At 39.4% G+C, this 16,586-nt stretch carries 17 protein-coding genes; 4 read left to right on the forward strand and 13 right to left on the reverse strand.

Translation table 11 applies throughout. From position 1 onward, the window contains the following. Positions 1–5: 5 nt before the first annotated feature. On the reverse strand, positions 6–269 hold the full coding sequence (locus tag O3655_RS01710) for a phosphocarrier protein HPr (RefSeq protein WP_000146948.1): 264 nt from the start codon (positions 267–269) through the stop codon (positions 6–8). A gap of 362 nt (positions 270–631) precedes the next feature. Here O3655_RS01710 and nrdH point away from each other — a divergent pair, with 362 nt between their 5' ends. From nrdH to O3655_RS01730, 4 genes are all read left to right on the forward strand, one after another. After that, positions 632–850 carry a glutaredoxin-like protein NrdH gene (gene nrdH, locus O3655_RS01715; protein WP_000259240.1) on the forward strand — a complete coding sequence of 73 codons (219 nt, stop codon included), beginning with the start codon at positions 632–634 and terminating at the stop codon, positions 848–850. Between the two features lie 80 nt (positions 851–930). Further along, positions 931–3,090 carry a class 1b ribonucleoside-diphosphate reductase subunit alpha gene (gene nrdE / locus O3655_RS01720; RefSeq protein WP_049478732.1) on the forward strand — a complete coding sequence of 720 codons (2,160 nt, stop codon included), beginning with the start codon at positions 931–933 and terminating at the stop codon, positions 3,088–3,090. Between the two features lie 194 nt (positions 3,091–3,284). Further along, a complete protein-coding gene (nrdF, locus tag O3655_RS01725; protein ID WP_000451373.1) occupies positions 3,285–4,247 on the forward strand; it encodes a class 1b ribonucleoside-diphosphate reductase subunit beta in 963 nt (320 codons plus the stop codon). 141 nt (positions 4,248–4,388) lie between these two features. Then, positions 4,389–5,156: a DeoR/GlpR family DNA-binding transcription regulator gene (locus O3655_RS01730; RefSeq protein ID WP_049477713.1), complete on the forward strand. Its 768-nt coding sequence runs from the start codon at positions 4,389–4,391 to the stop codon at positions 5,154–5,156. A gap of 39 nt (positions 5,157–5,195) precedes the next feature. Here the strand turns inward: O3655_RS01730 and lacG are convergent, their stop codons facing one another. The 12 genes from lacG to O3655_RS01790 all read right to left on the reverse strand — a co-directional run bounded on the left by lacG (position 5,196) and on the right by O3655_RS01790 (position 16,457). Then, on the reverse strand, positions 5,196–6,602 hold the full coding sequence (lacG, locus tag O3655_RS01735) for a 6-phospho-beta-galactosidase (protein WP_049477712.1): 1,407 nt from the start codon (positions 6,600–6,602) through the stop codon (positions 5,196–5,198). A gap of 84 nt (positions 6,603–6,686) precedes the next feature. Next, positions 6,687–8,381, reverse strand: a complete 1,695-nt coding sequence (locus O3655_RS01740; protein WP_049520256.1) for a lactose-specific PTS transporter subunit EIIC — start codon at positions 8,379–8,381, stop codon at positions 6,687–6,689. Continuing rightward, positions 8,381–8,698: a PTS lactose/cellobiose transporter subunit IIA gene (locus O3655_RS01745; protein WP_001078323.1), complete on the reverse strand. Its 318-nt coding sequence runs from the start codon at positions 8,696–8,698 to the stop codon at positions 8,381–8,383. Before O3655_RS01745 ends, O3655_RS01740 begins: the two co-directional genes overlap by 1 nt. Before the next feature lie 33 nt (positions 8,699–8,731). Next, positions 8,732–9,568: a PRD domain-containing protein gene (locus tag O3655_RS01750; RefSeq protein WP_049478729.1), complete on the reverse strand. Its 837-nt coding sequence runs from the start codon at positions 9,566–9,568 to the stop codon at positions 8,732–8,734. A 236-nt stretch (positions 9,569–9,804) separates the two neighbouring features. Beyond that, positions 9,805–10,785, reverse strand: coding sequence for a tagatose-bisphosphate aldolase (gene lacD, locus O3655_RS01755; protein ID WP_308697097.1), 981 nt, complete (start codon positions 10,783–10,785; stop codon positions 9,805–9,807). Between the two features lies 1 nt (position 10,786). Further along, positions 10,787–11,716, reverse strand: a complete 930-nt coding sequence (locus tag O3655_RS01760; protein ID WP_049520804.1) for a tagatose-6-phosphate kinase — start codon at positions 11,714–11,716, stop codon at positions 10,787–10,789. Positions 11,717–11,726: 10 nt separating this feature from the next. After that, positions 11,727–12,242: a galactose-6-phosphate isomerase subunit LacB gene (lacB, locus tag O3655_RS01765; RefSeq protein ID WP_001216921.1), complete on the reverse strand. Its 516-nt coding sequence runs from the start codon at positions 12,240–12,242 to the stop codon at positions 11,727–11,729. A 148-nt stretch (positions 12,243–12,390) separates the two neighbouring features. Continuing rightward, positions 12,391–12,816, reverse strand: a complete 426-nt coding sequence (gene lacA / locus O3655_RS01770) for a galactose-6-phosphate isomerase subunit LacA (RefSeq protein WP_000029277.1) — start codon at positions 12,814–12,816, stop codon at positions 12,391–12,393. Positions 12,817–13,102: 286 nt separating this feature from the next. Next, entirely contained in the window at positions 13,103–13,999 is an 897-nt protein-coding gene (locus O3655_RS01775) for an aldose 1-epimerase family protein (RefSeq protein WP_080976531.1), read from the reverse strand. A 107-nt stretch (positions 14,000–14,106) separates the two neighbouring features. Beyond that, positions 14,107–15,582: a PTS galactitol transporter subunit IIC gene (locus O3655_RS01780; protein ID WP_049520803.1), complete on the reverse strand. Its 1,476-nt coding sequence runs from the start codon at positions 15,580–15,582 to the stop codon at positions 14,107–14,109. A gap of 55 nt (positions 15,583–15,637) precedes the next feature. Further along, positions 15,638–15,943, reverse strand: a complete 306-nt coding sequence (locus O3655_RS01785; RefSeq protein ID WP_000590551.1) for a PTS sugar transporter subunit IIB — start codon at positions 15,941–15,943, stop codon at positions 15,638–15,640. A gap of 37 nt (positions 15,944–15,980) precedes the next feature. Beyond that, positions 15,981–16,457, reverse strand: coding sequence for a PTS sugar transporter subunit IIA (locus O3655_RS01790; RefSeq protein WP_033629831.1), 477 nt, complete (start codon positions 16,455–16,457; stop codon positions 15,981–15,983). Positions 16,458–16,586: the final 129 nt, after the last annotated feature.

Here is a 16,586-nt window from a genome sequence, read left to right on the forward strand (position 1 = left end):
TTTCCTTATGCCAATCCTTCTTTTTCCATAGTTTCAGTGATAGCAGCGATTGCGTCGTCAGCATCTGCACCTTCAGCTGAAATTGTAACGTCAGCACCTTGGCCAACACCAAGACTCATAACACCCATGATAGATTTAAGGTTTACTGATTTACCTTTGTATTCAAGAGTGATATCTGAAGCAAATTTGCTAGCTGTTTGAACCAACAATGTTGCTGGACGTGCGTGAATACCTGTTTCTGCCACTACGTGGAAATCTTTAGAAGCCATAGTTTGACTCTCCTTTAGTTATTTCTTTTTTGGATTATATGTGATAACCCTTACAAGACTGTATTATATCACCTTCTAGATTATTTTTCAAGTGTTTTATGGACTTTCTTCTATTTCCTTTCTGATAACTTGCTGAAAATCTTCTATTTATCTTACCAATATACAGTATATAGTTTTTTTGTTTTGATAAACTTTGATAGTTCAATGAAAACCCAATTTTACACTCTGACAAAACACTATATCTTGTGCTTTGTTTTTAAAACTGTAACTTTTTAGCACAAGATTTAGTTTAAAAAGTTTGACAAAGTTTTTTTTTCTGATATACTAAGAAAGTAATCTATTTTGAAAGAGGAGTTACGAAAATGGTAACCGTTTATTCTAAAAACAACTGTGTCCAATGTAAGATGACCAAGCGTTTCTTGGACAGCAACAATGTCGCTTATCGTGAGATCAATCTCGACGAGCAACCAGAGTACATCGATCAAGTTAAAGAGCTCGGTTTCAGCGCAGCTCCTGTTATCCAAACACCAACTGAAGTCTTTTCAGGCTTCCAACCAGGAAAACTGAAACAATTAGCATAATCTTAGTACATCATCCAGAAGAAATTGCTTCTAGGGCTAACTTAGAGGCCTTTCTTTTGTAATTAGATAAAGGAAATTTTATGGGATTAAAACATCTTGAGGACGTAACTTACTTCCGTCTCAATAACGAAATCAACCGTCCTGTCAATGGACAAATCATGCTTCATAAAGATAAGGAAGCCTTAGATGCCTTCTTTAAAGAAAATGTGGTTCCAAATACCATGGTTTTTGATTCAATTACTGATAAAATCAACTACCTTATTGAACACAACTATATCGAAACTGCATTTCTAAAGAAATACCGTCCAGAGTTTTTGGAAGAATTGCATCAATTTATCAAGAACCAAAACTTCCAATTCAAATCATTCATGGCTGCCTATAAGTTTTACAACCAATATGCCTTGAAGACTAACGATGGGGAATACTACCTTGAAAGCATGGAAGACCGTGTCTTCTTTAATGCACTTTACTTTGCTGACGGGGATGAAGCAATTGCGACTGATATTGCCAATGAAATCATCCACCAACGCTACCAACCTGCTACTCCTTCCTTCTTGAATGCTGGCCGTGCTCGTCGTGGGGAGTTGGTATCTTGTTTCTTGATTCAAGTAACCGATGATATGAACTCTATCGGCCGTTCTATCAACTCTGCTCTTCAACTTTCACGTATCGGTGGTGGTGTGGGAATTTCCCTCAGCAACCTTCGTGAAGCCGGAGCTCCTATCAAAGGTTATGAAGGTGCTGCTTCTGGTGTCGTACCAGTTATGAAACTCTTCGAAGACAGTTTCTCTTACTCTAACCAATTGGGTCAGCGTCAAGGTGCTGGGGTTGTCTACCTCAATGTCTTTCACCCAGATATCATCGCTTTCCTTTCAACTAAGAAAGAAAATGCCGATGAAAAGGTTCGTGTTAAGACCCTCTCACTTGGTGTTGTAGTACCCGATAAGTTCTACGAATTGGCTCGTAAAAATGAAGAAATGTACCTCTTCAGCCCATACTCTGTAGAGCTTGAGTATGGTGTACCGTTCAACTACATCGACATCACTGAAAAATACGATGAATTGGTCGCAAATCCAAATATCCGCAAGACAAAAATCAAGGCGCGTGATTTGGAAACTGAAATCTCTAAATTGCAACAAGAATCTGGTTACCCTTATGTCGTCAACATTGATACGGCTAACCGTGCAAATCCTGTTGATGGAAAGATTATCATGAGTAACTTGTGTTCTGAGATTCTTCAAGTTCAAGAACCAAGCTTGATCAACGATGCTCAAGAATTCCTTCAAATGGGAACGGACGTTTCATGTAACCTTGGTTCAACCAACGTTGTCAACATGATGACTTCACCTGACTTTGGTCGTTCTATCCGTGCGATGGTTCGTGCTTTGACTTTCGTTACAGATAGTTCACACATCGTAGCTGTTCCTACTATCGACCACGGAAACAGTTTGGCTCACACCTTTGGTCTTGGTGCCATGGGACTTCATAGTTACCTTGCCCAACAACTGATTGAGTACGGATCACCTGAGTCAATTGAATTTACAAGCATCTACTTTATGCTTATGAACTACTGGACCTTGGTAGAATCTAATAACATCGCGCGCGAACGTGGTATCACCTTCCACAACTTTGAAAAATCAGACTATGCTAATGGAAGCTACTTTGACAAGTATGTGACAGGCGAGTTTGTTCCAAAATCAGACCGTGTTAAAGAACTCTTTAAAGATGTCTTTATCCCAAGTGCTGCTGACTGGGCTGAACTTCGCGAAAAGGTTCAAGCAGATGGTCTTTATCACCAAAACCGTCTAGCTGTTGCTCCAAATGGTTCTATCAGCTACATCAACGATGTTTCTGCTTCTATCCACCCGATTACACAACGCATTGAAGAACGCCAAGAGAAGAAAATCGGTAAAATCTACTATCCTGCTGCAGGTTTGTCAACAGATACTATCCCTTACTACACTTCTGCTTATGACATGGATATGCGTAAGGTGATTGATGTTTACGCTGCCGCAACTGAACACGTGGACCAAGGGCTTTCACTCACTCTCTTCATGCGTAGCGACATTCCAAAAGGTCTTTACGAATGGAAGAAAGAGAACAAACAAACGACACGTGACTTGTCTATCCTTCGTAACTATGCCTTCAACAAGGGTATCAAGTCTATCTACTACGTCCGTACCTTTACAGATGATGGTGGAGAAGTCGGTGCTAACCAATGTGAAAGCTGTGTGATTTAATTTTTATCTGGGGCAACCACATTTTCTCAGACTACTGATTAAGTTCCCCATCATACAAAACTTGATAAGTATCTTAAATACTATGAAAAACTAAAAAGTCGGGCTTCCGACTTTTTGTGCGATACTCTTCTCAGACTATGATAAAATAGAGATGATTCGGCAATCGCATTATTACATACAGAAAGAGATTTCAAATGGAAACTTACTACAAAGCCATTAACTGGAATGCCATCGAAGATGTCATCGACAAATCAACTTGGGAAAAGCTGACAGAGCAATTCTGGCTCGATACGCGTATTCCCTTGTCAAATGACCTAGACGACTGGAGAAAACTATCAAACAAAGAAAAAGACTTGGTTGGAAAAGTCTTTGGTGGTTTGACCCTTTTGGATACCATGCAATCTGAAACAGGGGTTCAAGCACTTCGCGCAGACATCCGTACACCACATGAGGAAGCTGTTTTCAACAACATCCAGTTTATGGAATCTGTCCACGCAAAATCCTATTCTTCTATCTTTTCGACCTTGAATACCAAGGCCGAAATCGAAGAAATCTTTGAATGGACCAACACTAATCCCTACCTTCAGAGAAAAGCGGAGATTATCAATGAAATCTACCTCAATGGTAGCCCACTAGAAAAGAAAGTTGCCAGTGTCTTCCTTGAAACTTTCCTCTTCTACTCTGGTTTCTTTACACCGCTTTACTATCTTGGTAACAACAAACTAGCCAATGTTGCAGAAATCATCAAACTGATCATTCGTGATGAGTCTGTTCACGGAACTTATATTGGTTACAAATTCCAACTTGGTTTTAACGAATTGCCTGAAGAAGAGCAAGGAAAGCTCAAAGAATGGATGTACGATCTGCTCTACACTCTCTACGAGAACGAAGAGGGCTATACAGAAAGCCTCTATGACGGTGTTGGTTGGACTGAGGAAGTTAAAACCTTCCTTCGTTACAATGCTAATAAGGCTCTTATGAACCTAGGACAAGATCCACTCTTCCCTGATTCAGCTGATGATGTCAATCCAATCGTTATGAACGGTATTTCAACAGGAACTTCTAACCACGACTTCTTCTCTCAAGTCGGAAATGGTTACCTCCTTGGTGAAGTTGAAGCCATGCAAGACGAGGACTACAACTACGGTTTAGATTAAAAATAAGCTTTAATCCATACTTCTCACAGTTTGTTTAAACAGACTGTGAGATTTTTGTTTTTGTTTTATTTTGTTTTTTTCTATTTGATTGATTGAGCGTTTTATGGTAAGATAATAATAGTAGAAATCGAGGTGATAAGGATGCTAAAGCAAGAAAAACTAGATAGTATTCTAGAAGCAGTAAACACAAAAGGCACTATTACTGTAAAAGAGATTATGGAGAGTCTTGATGTGTCAGATATGACAGCTCGCCGCTATTTACAAGAACTAGCAGACAAGGATTTGCTGGTCCGTGTGCATGGTGGTGCTGAAAAACTTCGTACAGGTTCTCTCTTAAACAACGAACGCTCAAACGTCGAAAAACAAGGCTTGCAGATTGCTGAAAAACAAGAAATCAGTCGTTTTGCTGGTCATTTGATTGACGAAGGTGAAACTATTTTTATCGGGCCAGGAACAACCTTAGAATGTTTTGCTCGTGAGCTCCCTATCGACAATATTCGTGTTGTAACAAACAGCCTTCCTGTTTTTCTAATCCTAAACGAACGAAAACTAACAGATTTGATCTTGATTGGCGGAAATTATCGCTCTATCACTGGTGCTTTTGTAGGAACACTTACCTTACAGGATTTGACCAATCTTCAGTTTTCTAAAGCTTTTGTAAGTTGTAATGGTATCAAGGATAAGGCAATTGCTACTTTCAGTGAAGAAGAGGGCGAGGTACAACGAATCGCCTTGAATAATGCTAATAAAAAATATCTACTGGCAGACCACAGTAAGTTTAATAAGTTTGATTTTTACACGTTCTACAATATCTCAGAGATTGATACCATCGTTTCAGATTCCAAACTGAGTCAGGAGATATTTGAAGAGCTGTCGGAACAAACAACCATTCTTTTATCAAAACCATAAAAATTCCCCTGCCTTTTGGCGGGGAATTTTTGTTGAATTTTATTCAATAAGTTGGGTCTCAGCTAGTTTCTTGTACCAGTGAGCTGATTTCTTAGGATAACGCTCCTGGGTTTCAAAATCAACATAGAAGAGGCCGTAACGCTTTTCGTAGCCGTTTGACCAAGAGAAGACATCCATCAATGACCAGATGAAGTATCCTTTGACGTTTGCACCATCATCAATAGCATCAGATAATACTTCCAAGTGTTGTTTCACATAATCAATACGACCATCATCGTAAACAGTGTTATCCACAAACTCATCTTTATAGCCGAGGCCATTTTCAGTGATGTAAATCTTCTTGTAGTTAGGATAATCTTTCTTCACGCGCATAATTTGGTCATACAAACCTTGAGGGTAGATAATCCAATCCCAATCCGTACGTGGTACATAATCAGGAGCTACACGACGACCAACGCCTTTGATTTGGTATTTAGAGCTTCCTTTCTCACCCTTCCCATTGTGGATGATTTCAGTTTCTCCATCAAAGGCTTCCATCCAGTCACTCATATAGTAATTGATTCCAAGGAAATCATTCAAGTCTTTTGCAGCTTCTAATACTTCGAAATCTTCTTCACGAAGATCTAAGCTACCACCATTGGCAGCCAAGATAGCCTCTACCCCTGCCAGGGTCTTTTCAGAGTAGTGACCCAGATAAGTTGCATCCAAGATAAATTTATTATGGATAATGTCCTCCAACTCTGCCGCAATAACATCTGCAGGATTTTCAGGATCAAGTGGGTACTTGGTTGGGAGAGCGTGCACGACACCAATTTCCCCTTTATAGCCTTTCTCTTTGTACAATTTTACCGCGCGTGCATGAGACACCATCATATTGTGGTGCGATTGGAAAACTTTGGCAAGATCGTACTGGATACCTGGAGGGAATTTCCCAACCAAATACTGACCATCTCCTATCGGCCCAATTTCATTAAAGGTTGTCCAAAAGTTAACTTCAGGAAATTCTTCAAAACAGAAAGCCGCGTAGTCTACAAAGTGTTCAATGTTTTCACGGTTTAAGAAGTCTCCATTTGAATGTAGAGCTTCTGGCGTATCAAAGTGATGAAGAGTTACAAAGGGCTCAACATGACGTTTGTGGCACTCTGCAAATAGATTATGATAGAACTCAACCCCCTTGTCATTAACTTTCCCATAACCAGTTGGAAAGATACGTGACCAAGCGATTGAGATACGGATACCATTGACACCATACTCTTCTGCAAGTTTGAGGTCTACTGGGTATTTGTGATAGAAATCACTGGCTGGTTCAGCAGTGTACCAGTAGTTATCTTCAAGATATTTATCCCACGCTACTGGTCCTTTACCATCAGTATGTGTAGCACCTTCTGCTTGATAGGCAGCTGTTGCGCCACCGAAAATAAAGTCTTTTGGAAGTGTTTTTGTCATTTGATTCACCTTTCAAGAAATAGAAATGAGATGGGGATATAGTTGGGAGGAATTCCTCCATCTCACTTCTTCGCTCTTTACCTTTTATTCTTCGAACTGCTCTTGAACAAAGGCAAGAGCGCCTTTTCCATCGCGAGTCAGTTTAATGTATTGGCCACCTTCTGTCTTGGCAAGTTTGATACCAAGTTTGTCAGTTTCGGCCTTCATGTCTTCAAAGTTTGAAGCAACTTGAGGAGCAAGGATAACCAGATCAAACTCAGGCAACATTTCACGGTGAGCACCATAGCCACCAGCTGCTGCTTTAACAGGAACCTTGTACTCCGCAGCTGCTTTGTTTAGAGCATTTGCAAGGAGACCACTTGTACCTCCGCCTGCACAGAGAACGAGAACATTGGTTTCTTCAGTAATTGTGTTTTGCGCTGCTTCTACACCAGCTTTTTCAAGAATCGCATCTGCTTTAGCAGTATTGAAGTTTGCAGCTACTTTTTCTTTTAATTCATCATTGGCTTTACCAGAACGTTCTTCTTCAAGGATTTGTTCATCATAAACCTTGAGGAATGGATAGTAAATAGCTACGTCAACAAGAATTAACAAAGCAGCAAGTACAAATGACAAGAATTGGAAGTTTGTACCGAGAACAATACCGAGCGGACCTGGTGTTGTCCAAGGAAGGTTGGCAGTAAATGAGTTCATGCCAAGCGTTTCAATAAAGAATTTAAAGATCCAAACGTTGGCAATTGGCGCAAAGATAAATGGAATAAAGAAGATTGGATTCAATACAAGTGGTGCACCAAACAAGATTGGTTCATTTACACCAAAGAAAGTTGGAACTACTGAAGCACGTCCGATTGCACGGTTTCGTTTTGATTTGGTCAACCACATGAACATGAATGGAACAACCAGTGTCGCACCAGTACCACCCATGGTAACGATAAACATTTGTGTACCAGAAGTAAGAATCTTGTCAGCGTGCATACCTTGTTGGAGAAGGTTCAAGTTGACTTCGGCATTTGCATAGGTAATAGCTGCGATTGCTGGTTCAACGATAGATGGTCCATGGATACCCACAAACCAGAAGAAGGCAAAGGCCCCAAAGATAATGGTAATACCCAGATAGCCATCCGCGGCTGAGAATAATGGTGCAAAGAATTTACCGATTGATTCTGCTACACTGGCTCCAACAAAATGACGAGCTAGTAAATCAAGAACATATAGAGAAACAACTGAAAGAGTGAATGGAATCACATCTTTAAAAACTTGTGAGATATTTGGTGGAACTTCGTCAGGCATACGAATAGTTACGTTGTTCTTAACACAAACCTTATAGATGGCTACAGTAACAAAGGCAGCAAGGAAGGCTGAAAGCAAACCTTTTGTCCCCAAGAATCCAGTAGCTAGACCATTTTCGATAGGATCAGCTGCCAACATCAACAAACCAACAATTGCTGCCAAAAGTGTTGACATATAGTTGATTTGATTGGTTTTTTCCATGCTACGGTTTACTGAGTCGGTCAATGACTTAGCTGTTGTACCAGCTACCAAGAGAGCTAGAATCCCCATTGAATAGCTATAAGGTTTCATGAGGAGATTAACAACATCATCAGACCATTTAAAGCCCCATGAGTTTGGTACAAAAGCAATCAAGATAAAGATACTTGAGAAGAGAATAACAGGCATCCCTGCAATGAAACCATCACGAATAGCACGAAGATAGATATTACGAGACAGTTTTTCAAAGAAAGGTTTTCCTTTCTCGATAAATGAAATTAGTTTGTTCATTACTTAACTCCTCTCTTGTAGAGTTCGATTAAATGGTGCATCAAGTCTTTGAGCAAGATAGTTGTCATCAAGTGGTCTTGGCCATGCATCATGGTCACACTATAAGCCAAATCCTCACCAGCTGCTTCCTTGGTCAATAGACTTGTTTGCGCGTGATGTGCTTCAGCAATGCAAGAACCAGCTTCTTCAACTAAGCTATCCGCTTTCGCGAAATCACCAGCTTCAGCAGCCTTTAAAGCTTCCAATAGTTTTGATCGAGCATCGCCAGCATAGGCAACAATCTCAAAACCTAACAATGTTACTTCTTCTCTATTCATGATAGAGTCCTCCTTATATAGTTTTGTAAAATCTTATGACAGCAAACGTTGGATATGAAGAACCAGATAAACTCGTTCACTCTTATATAAATCAAGACCCGTATGTTGTGTAATCACATCATAAATCTTGGAACCAATTTCAAAGGCTTTTGGATAGGATAGTTTGATGTGTTCTTCCATATCCAGAAGAGATTGATTATCCTCTCTGGATCGGTCTAAATAATCTAAAAAATAGTTGAGATGAATCATAAAGCGATCATAGAAATGATTATTCTCTTTGGTTCGTTGAATAGCGTAACCTTTTAGAACTTCTTCAACATTCCTGAGAATTTCTTTCCTCTTATCTATCGACTCAACAACCTCCACTTCATTCTCACCTTCGGCATTGATGAAATGATAAGCAATCCGAATAATTTCGTCTTCAGGGAAATTTTCTATCAACTTTTGACGATAGATTTTAAAAGCATCATTAGCAATTTGAAAAGCTACAGGATACTTAGTAGAAATATCTGGTAGATTACTATCCTTGTACCTTCCTTGAGTTAGAGCTTGATAAGAACAGTAAATATGATCTGTCAAGGTCACATAGAGATATTCTTGAATCGGATAGTGATATTTCTTAGAAAGATTATCAATGATCTCGTAGGTCACTGTGATAAAATCAAGCGGAACATCTTTGAGAAGAGCCATAAAGTTTTCTCTGGACTCTTCTGTCTTCATCCGAAAGATTTTTTCAACCTGATCCTCAGCAATAAAATCCCCCTTCTTTTTTCCAAATGCAATCCCCTTACCAATCACAATCACTTCTTCTCCTTTGTCGTTTCTGACAAGCGAGACATTGTGATTCATTGGGTTTAGAATTCGATACATGATAACCTCCTTTTGCATCATAAAGGTATACGAGTACAAAAAATGACCACAAATGAACTAGAAATTCTTTTGATTTCTAATCCACCTGTGATCATGCCTAATATAACTTAGTAACACTCACCTTGTATTAACTTGTGATTTAAGTATAGCACAAGTAAGTTTTTTTGTAAACCTTTACATTCAACTTTTTTTAAATTTTTTATTTAGATCCATGTTCCTAAGATTAGGGGGGAAACTTATACACGTTCTTTCCATGAAGTCGCTGTTGTTTGAAGAACCTTGTTGAGTTCGTCAATGTTCTCAAATCCAGTTGTACGCAACCACTCACGAGCTGCTACTTCACCATCTTTGATGTAAGCTTCAACTGATCCAGCCCATGTTGCACGGCCACAAAGAACTCCGTTAAAGTTTGCACCTGATTCGTGGGCAAAGACAAGAGTTTCTTGGAAGAGTTTAGCTGACACACCTGCACTCAAGTAGATGTACGGCAAGTTTGTTGCTTCGTCTTGCGCTTTAAAGAAGGCTGCTGCTTCTTCGCGTGTATGAACGATTTCACCATCGCCAAAGCCTTCAACATATTTGACGTTGACTGGAACTTCAACTTTCAAAACATCGATGTTGAAGCGTGGGTCTGAGAAGACCTTCATAGCACCGATAACCTTGTGTGGTTTCACTTTGGCATATTCTGCAGAACCTGCGTCAGCGATTTTTTCATCGTAAACAAGGATTTCAAGGAAGAATGGAATATCTTCCGCCACACACTCAGAACCAATGCGTTCGATGTAGGCTTGTTTTTCTTGGTTGAGTTCGTCAGAACTGTCTACATCATAGTAAAGCAAGAACTTAACAGCGTCTGCACCTTGTTCCTTGATACGTTTTGCAGACCAAACATCCAAGCAGTCAGGCAAGCGTTTAGTGCTAGTTGTGTCATAACCCGTTTTCTCATAAGCAAGGAGAAGACCAGCATTTGGAGCAAGCGCTTTTGTAGCTGGAAGTCCATACTCTGGGTCTAGAAGCATAGAGGATGCGTATTTTGTCAATTCATCTGCTACCAAGACTTTGAGTTCTTCCATTTGAGCCACTGTTGGCTCTTCTGTTTGGTATTGAGCCATGAGGCGTTTTAGAGCACCACGTTGGTCAAAGGCAAGAGCTGAGATAATGCCATTTTCATCTGAAAGTTTTTCTAAGCGTGCACGTTTTTGTTCTGTTAAAGCCATTTTATACCTCTTTTACTATTAATTGATCATATAAAGCTTGATAGTTGGCCATATTGACATGACCTGTCATCTTTTCTTGAGCATTGAGCATACCAAGGACATTGGCCTTGATGAGGAGTTCTTGATCAGATTCCTTATGAAGAAGTCCTGATGAAATACCTGCAACAGTAGAATCTCCAGATCCGACAGGATTGACTACTTGAATTCTTGGAATATCTACCTTGTAGAAAGTGTCCCCATGTTTTGCAAAAGCACCATTTGCACCAAGTGAAACGATTATCCACTCAATCCCTGCAAATAGAGGCTCTTGAAGAACTTCTTTTAATTCATCCAAATCCTCAGAAACTTCTTTCCCAAGAAGCTGAGACAATTCTTCATTATTTGGTTTGATTACTGTTGGTTTGTGTGTTGATTCAAGGACAGCCTGAAGAGCAGCACCTGAGCAATCCAGAACAACTGGTTTTCCTGCGCGATTAGCAAGTTCTACTAAGCTTGCATAGTAGTCAACTGGAAGACCTGCTGGCAGACTACCAGAGATTGCCACTACTTCCACAGTGTCAAGAAGATTTTCGAAATGAGCCAAGAAATCTTGCCCTTCTTGTTCAAGAACTTCGGGACCTTTTTCAAGGATTTCTGTTTGGTTTTCACCGTGTAGAATAGCGATACAGTTACGAGTCTCTCCTTGAATGGAGAAGAAACGTTTCGTTACTTTATCGTCAATATGCTCTACTAAAAACTCACCAAGTTTACCACCGACCAAACCAGTAGCAGCAACAGAATCACCAAATTCTGAAAGAACTCGTGTAACATTGAGACCTTTACCACCAGCTGTCTTGGTCACGTCCACCACGCGGTTGACAGTGTCAATTTTTAATTCATCCAAAGGATAAGAAATATCAATGGATGGATTCATTGTGACTGTTAAAATCATACGTCACCTCTTAGTCGTGGTATTCACCGCGATCCCATTTTTCAAGGAATTCTGTAAAGAAGTTTGCATCTGCTTGATGAGCATTGTGAGTTTCAACGTGCTCGATTTTCGCAATCAATTTTTTATTTTCTTCTGATGGTTTGTATTCAGCATTGATGAAAGCTTCAATGATATCGCACATGAGCAATTCACCAGTGATTTTACCACCAAAACCAATAACGTTGGCGTTCAATTGTTCTTTTGCATAAAGAGCTGTTGTCATATCACGAACCAAGGCAGAACGAACTCCTGGAACCTTGTTGACAGCGTTGTTGATACCAACACCTGTACCACAGATACATACTCCAAGATCAGCTTGACCGCTTGTAACGGCTTCACCAACTTTTTTACCAAAGATTGGGTAGTGAGTACGTGTGTGGTCATAGGTACCAAAGTCGATGACTTCATATCCTTTTGATTTCAAAAATTCTGAAACCGCCATTTTTTCATCTGTTACGATGTGGTCACATCCAATTGCAATTCTCATTAGTTATTCCCTCCGATTAATTATATAAATCTAATATCATTTATCCTTACTCAATAAAAATCAAGATTAGCTTAGGAAGCGAGCTGCAAGCATAACTGAGGTTAGCTAAAGTGAGCTGACAACAGATTATCTTGATTTTTGAAGAGTATTAGCACATTTTGTTCAACATATCGACCCTAATTTGGTGACGTCCACCGTCGTATTTACCGTTAACAAAACCTTTAGCAATATTTTTAGCCAATTCATCACCAACAAGTTGTGCACCCATAGTGATCATACGTGAGTTGTTGTGGCCACGAGTCATATAAGCTGAACGTTCGTCAGATACTTCTGCGGCAACCATTCCTTTGATCTTTGTTGCAACCATAAATGGACCAGCACCATAAGCATCAATCACGATACCAAGATTTTGTTCTTCTTTGTTTACTTCTGCAGCAACAGCAAGAGTCACATCAACAAAATCTTGACCTTCAGCTGTAACATCCACAACGTGGAAGTTTTCTTTTTCCAAGAAGTCTTTCACAACTTCTTTCAATCTCAAACCTGCAGCATCTGCACCGATAACAATAGACATATTGTATACTCCTTTTTATTTTTCTAGGCTAGTAAAGACTTTTATAGTTAGCAGTTTACCTACAAAAGATTTTCTAGCAGTTTATTGACAAATTTGATTGAATGAGATGAATATCACCTTATCCAAGTCCAGGAAATCAAGTTCCTAGAAAGAAACTTTCTCTACAATAGAGAATATAACAAGTGATTATTTGTTTGTTACAAACATCATTTGTTGCTTACAAACATAATATACTCCTATTTTTATAAAAAGTCAACAGTAAATGTTTGTTTTTGTGGTTTTTTATCTAAAATATTTCAATATCAAAGTCAATCTGATCTACTTGACCAGCTTCCAAGAGACGAACATTCTTCTTATCTTCTAAATGATCTCCTTCTTCAAGTGAAGTTGATAAGCCTGACCAGGGTTCAAAAGCGATGAAAGGTCCCTTATTCAAAGTTGACCAAATGATGAGATTTGAGAACTCCTGGAAGTGTACTTTTAATCCCTTCTCATGCTTACGAGAACGAAGGGCAATTGTTCTGGATTGTAACTCATCCAAAGTCACTGCATCTGTGCTAAACAAATCATAGCTAAGGTCTAATTCTTTTTGCCCATCCAACCATGGACTTCTATCTTGGAAGTCTAACATTCCTGTTTCTGGGAAAGGTCGTGGAACAGAGCAAGTCTCTTCTTTCTCAAACTCTAAATAGTAATCTTCATAAGTTTCGCCATCTAGTAGAGGACAATTAAATCCTGGATGTCCTCCTATAAAGAATGGCATTACTTTATTCGTTTCTTTATTATAGATTTTGTATTGAGTACGAACAATCTTGCTGGTCACTAGATAAGTGATTTCAAGGCGGAAGTGATAAGGATAGTTTTGATAAGTATTCTCATCATCTTCGATAGCAAAGGTTACGCTGTTTTCTGTTTGATCAACTAAGTCAAATTCTTTTTTACGGACCAAACCGTGACGAGGAATGTTTCCTTTCGTCTCCGTTCCATCTTCGTGACTGTAGAAGGCTGTATCTTCTCTTAAAGAGCCACAGATTGGAAAAAGAACTGGCGCTTGTCCACTCCAGTAAGTGGCATCTCCTTGCCACAAATACTCAATGCCTTCTCGATCCTTGATCGACGACAAGGCGCCACCTAAGGTTTTAAACTGGACCGTTAACTGGTCTGATTTTACTTCAATTACCATTGTATTCTCCAACTATTTTTAGATTTTTATATAAAAAACTAGGTTGCCACTCCCAATGTAGGAAATTAACAACCTAGTTTTCACAATTTACATTTTATAGGAGCGAATTATTTAGCATTTGCTGCGTATTCTTCGTTACGTTTGATCATTTGTTTTCTATACCAAGCAAAGATACCTACATAGAATACAAGGAAGACTGCTGCACCAAGGATTGCTTTGATATCACCTGTTGTAGCATTACCGATTGCCCAACCAAATAGTTTTTCAATTGGTCCTTCAAGAGTTGAGTGAGTAATCAATTGAGATTGGTTCACACCTTCTGGGAAGGCACCTACACCTTTAGCAAGTTCTGTTGCGAATGGTGCGATAAGAGTACCAGAAAGAAGGAAGAGAGGCAACAAGAGTGTTCCGAAGATAATCATACGGAGCAATTTACCACGTGTAACAACCAAGAGAGCTGGAGTTACACCCATAGCGATGATACCTGCAAGTGGCAAGATACCATTACCGACATTAGAAAGAAGCACAGCTTCTACTAGCATGATTGGAGCAAGTACGTTTGCACAAGCCCAGATTTCAGCACGACCAGCGATGAAAGGCCAGTCAAGACCGATGTTGAATTTACGTCCTTGAAGACGTTTAGTAGCAACGTTTGTAATACCTTGTGAAAGTGGTTCTACGGCTGCGATGAACCAAGATCCGATAAGTGAGAAGAGTTCCAAAGCTACACCGGCAGTCAAACCAAGGCTCAACCAACCTTTAATAACAAGTTCCCATTTATCAGCTCCTTCTACACCTGCAACTGGGTGTGGAGTCCCCATCAAACCAATAACGATACCAAGAATGAAACCGATGAAGAATTTAGAGCCCCAGAAACCGATTTTCTTGTTCAATTTTGCAGCGTCAAAGTCATATTTATCAAGACCTGGGAAGAATTTTTCAAAAATCTTATCCAAAACCATGATAACTGGGTTCATCATGTAGTTCATGTGAGTTGAAGTCATTGGTGATGAACTTGGTGCATTAAGAAGGTCGTCGAATGTTGGTTTCATCAAGTCAGAGTTAATGATTTTCAAAACACCTACAAGGACAACTGCTGCAGTTGCGATGAAAAGTGAAACTCCTTGGCTAACACCATTGTTGTCTGCATACCATTTGATCAAAAGACCAGTGATTGACAAGTGCCAGATATCAAAGATATCAACGTCAAGTGTGTCCGTTTTCTTCATTGCAAGCATCACAACGTTGACAATCAACATCACAAGCAAGAAGTAAAGTGTCCAGGCAGATCCCCAAGTAATCGTAGCAAGTGGTGCCCAACCAACGTCAGTGATGTTTAACTGAATACCTGTGTTTTCAACGAATTTCGCAAGTGATGCTGAGAAAGCTCCGTTGAGCATACCGATGATGGCACCGATACCAGTAAGGGCGATGGCAAGTTTAATACCACCTTCAAGCGCTTTGGAGAATTTCACTCCAAATAGTAAGGCCAATACTGTCAAGATGATCAGCATGATGATAGGACCACCCATTTCCAAGACTGGCTTGAAAATCTTATTGGCTAGTTCGATAATGACATCCATAATAGTTCCTCCCGTTTTTTTTAGTTATATGAATGTTAACAAGATAAAGAATAAATTAGCTTAGTCCGTGTTCTTTGATAGCTGCTTCAATATTGTCAAATACTGGAGCACTCATTGCTGGAATACGGAACAAGATTGGTCCAGCTTCAATTACTGGAATACCAGGTTCAAAACCAAGGTCAGTTGCAGCGATTGGTGTAAAGATATCATAGCCCTTGATAAGGTCTTCGTTTACATCTTTCACCATGACGGCATCACAGTGAACGTCATAACCACGGTTTGAAAGTTCTTCTTCTAGAGCACTTTTAATTTGGTGACTTGAGTTAACACCTGCACCGCAGGCAGCAAGAATTTTAATCATTTGGATTTCCTCCGATTTTATATTTTAATAGACAAGATTAAGCGGTTGCTTCAGCAATGTAAGCATAAAGTTTTTCTGGTTCGGAAATTTTTGATAAATCTTCCAGATGTCCATTTCCTGTGAAAAAGTCCATCAACTGAGCCAGAATATTTGTTTGACTTGAACTTGAGTTGTTAATGATAAAGAAGAGTAGGGATACTTCTACTTCCTTATCAGGAGCTATCATATTGTGAAAAGTTACTGGTTTTTCTAATCGAACAACCACCACTTTCTCAGCTAGATTATGAACAATATCTGTATGAGGAATCGCTACATTTGGCAAGTCCTTACCTAGAAATTCCATATCTAAACCAGTTGGAAATGACTTTTCACGCGTGATCAAGGCTTCACGATAAGTTGGAGTGACAATTTCTCGTTCTTCCAACAAGCTTGCTACCTGATCAAAGAGTTGATCTTGATTATCCGCTTCTAAGCAAAACACCAGGTTTTTGTCAAAGAAATGATCTAATCCCATAACATTTTCCCTTCTTTCAATTATCTTTTATGCTATAAGTATAACACTATATGAAATCGTTGTCAATAATTTTTGTTTTATTTTGTTCATTTTTTTGTAATTTTTGTTTCATTTAAAAAATACAATCAA

Origin of the sequence: Streptococcus sp. 27098_8_70 (assembly GCF_041432215.1) — a bacterium.
GTDB lineage: Bacteria > Bacillota > Bacilli > Lactobacillales > Streptococcaceae > Streptococcus > Streptococcus oralis_CP.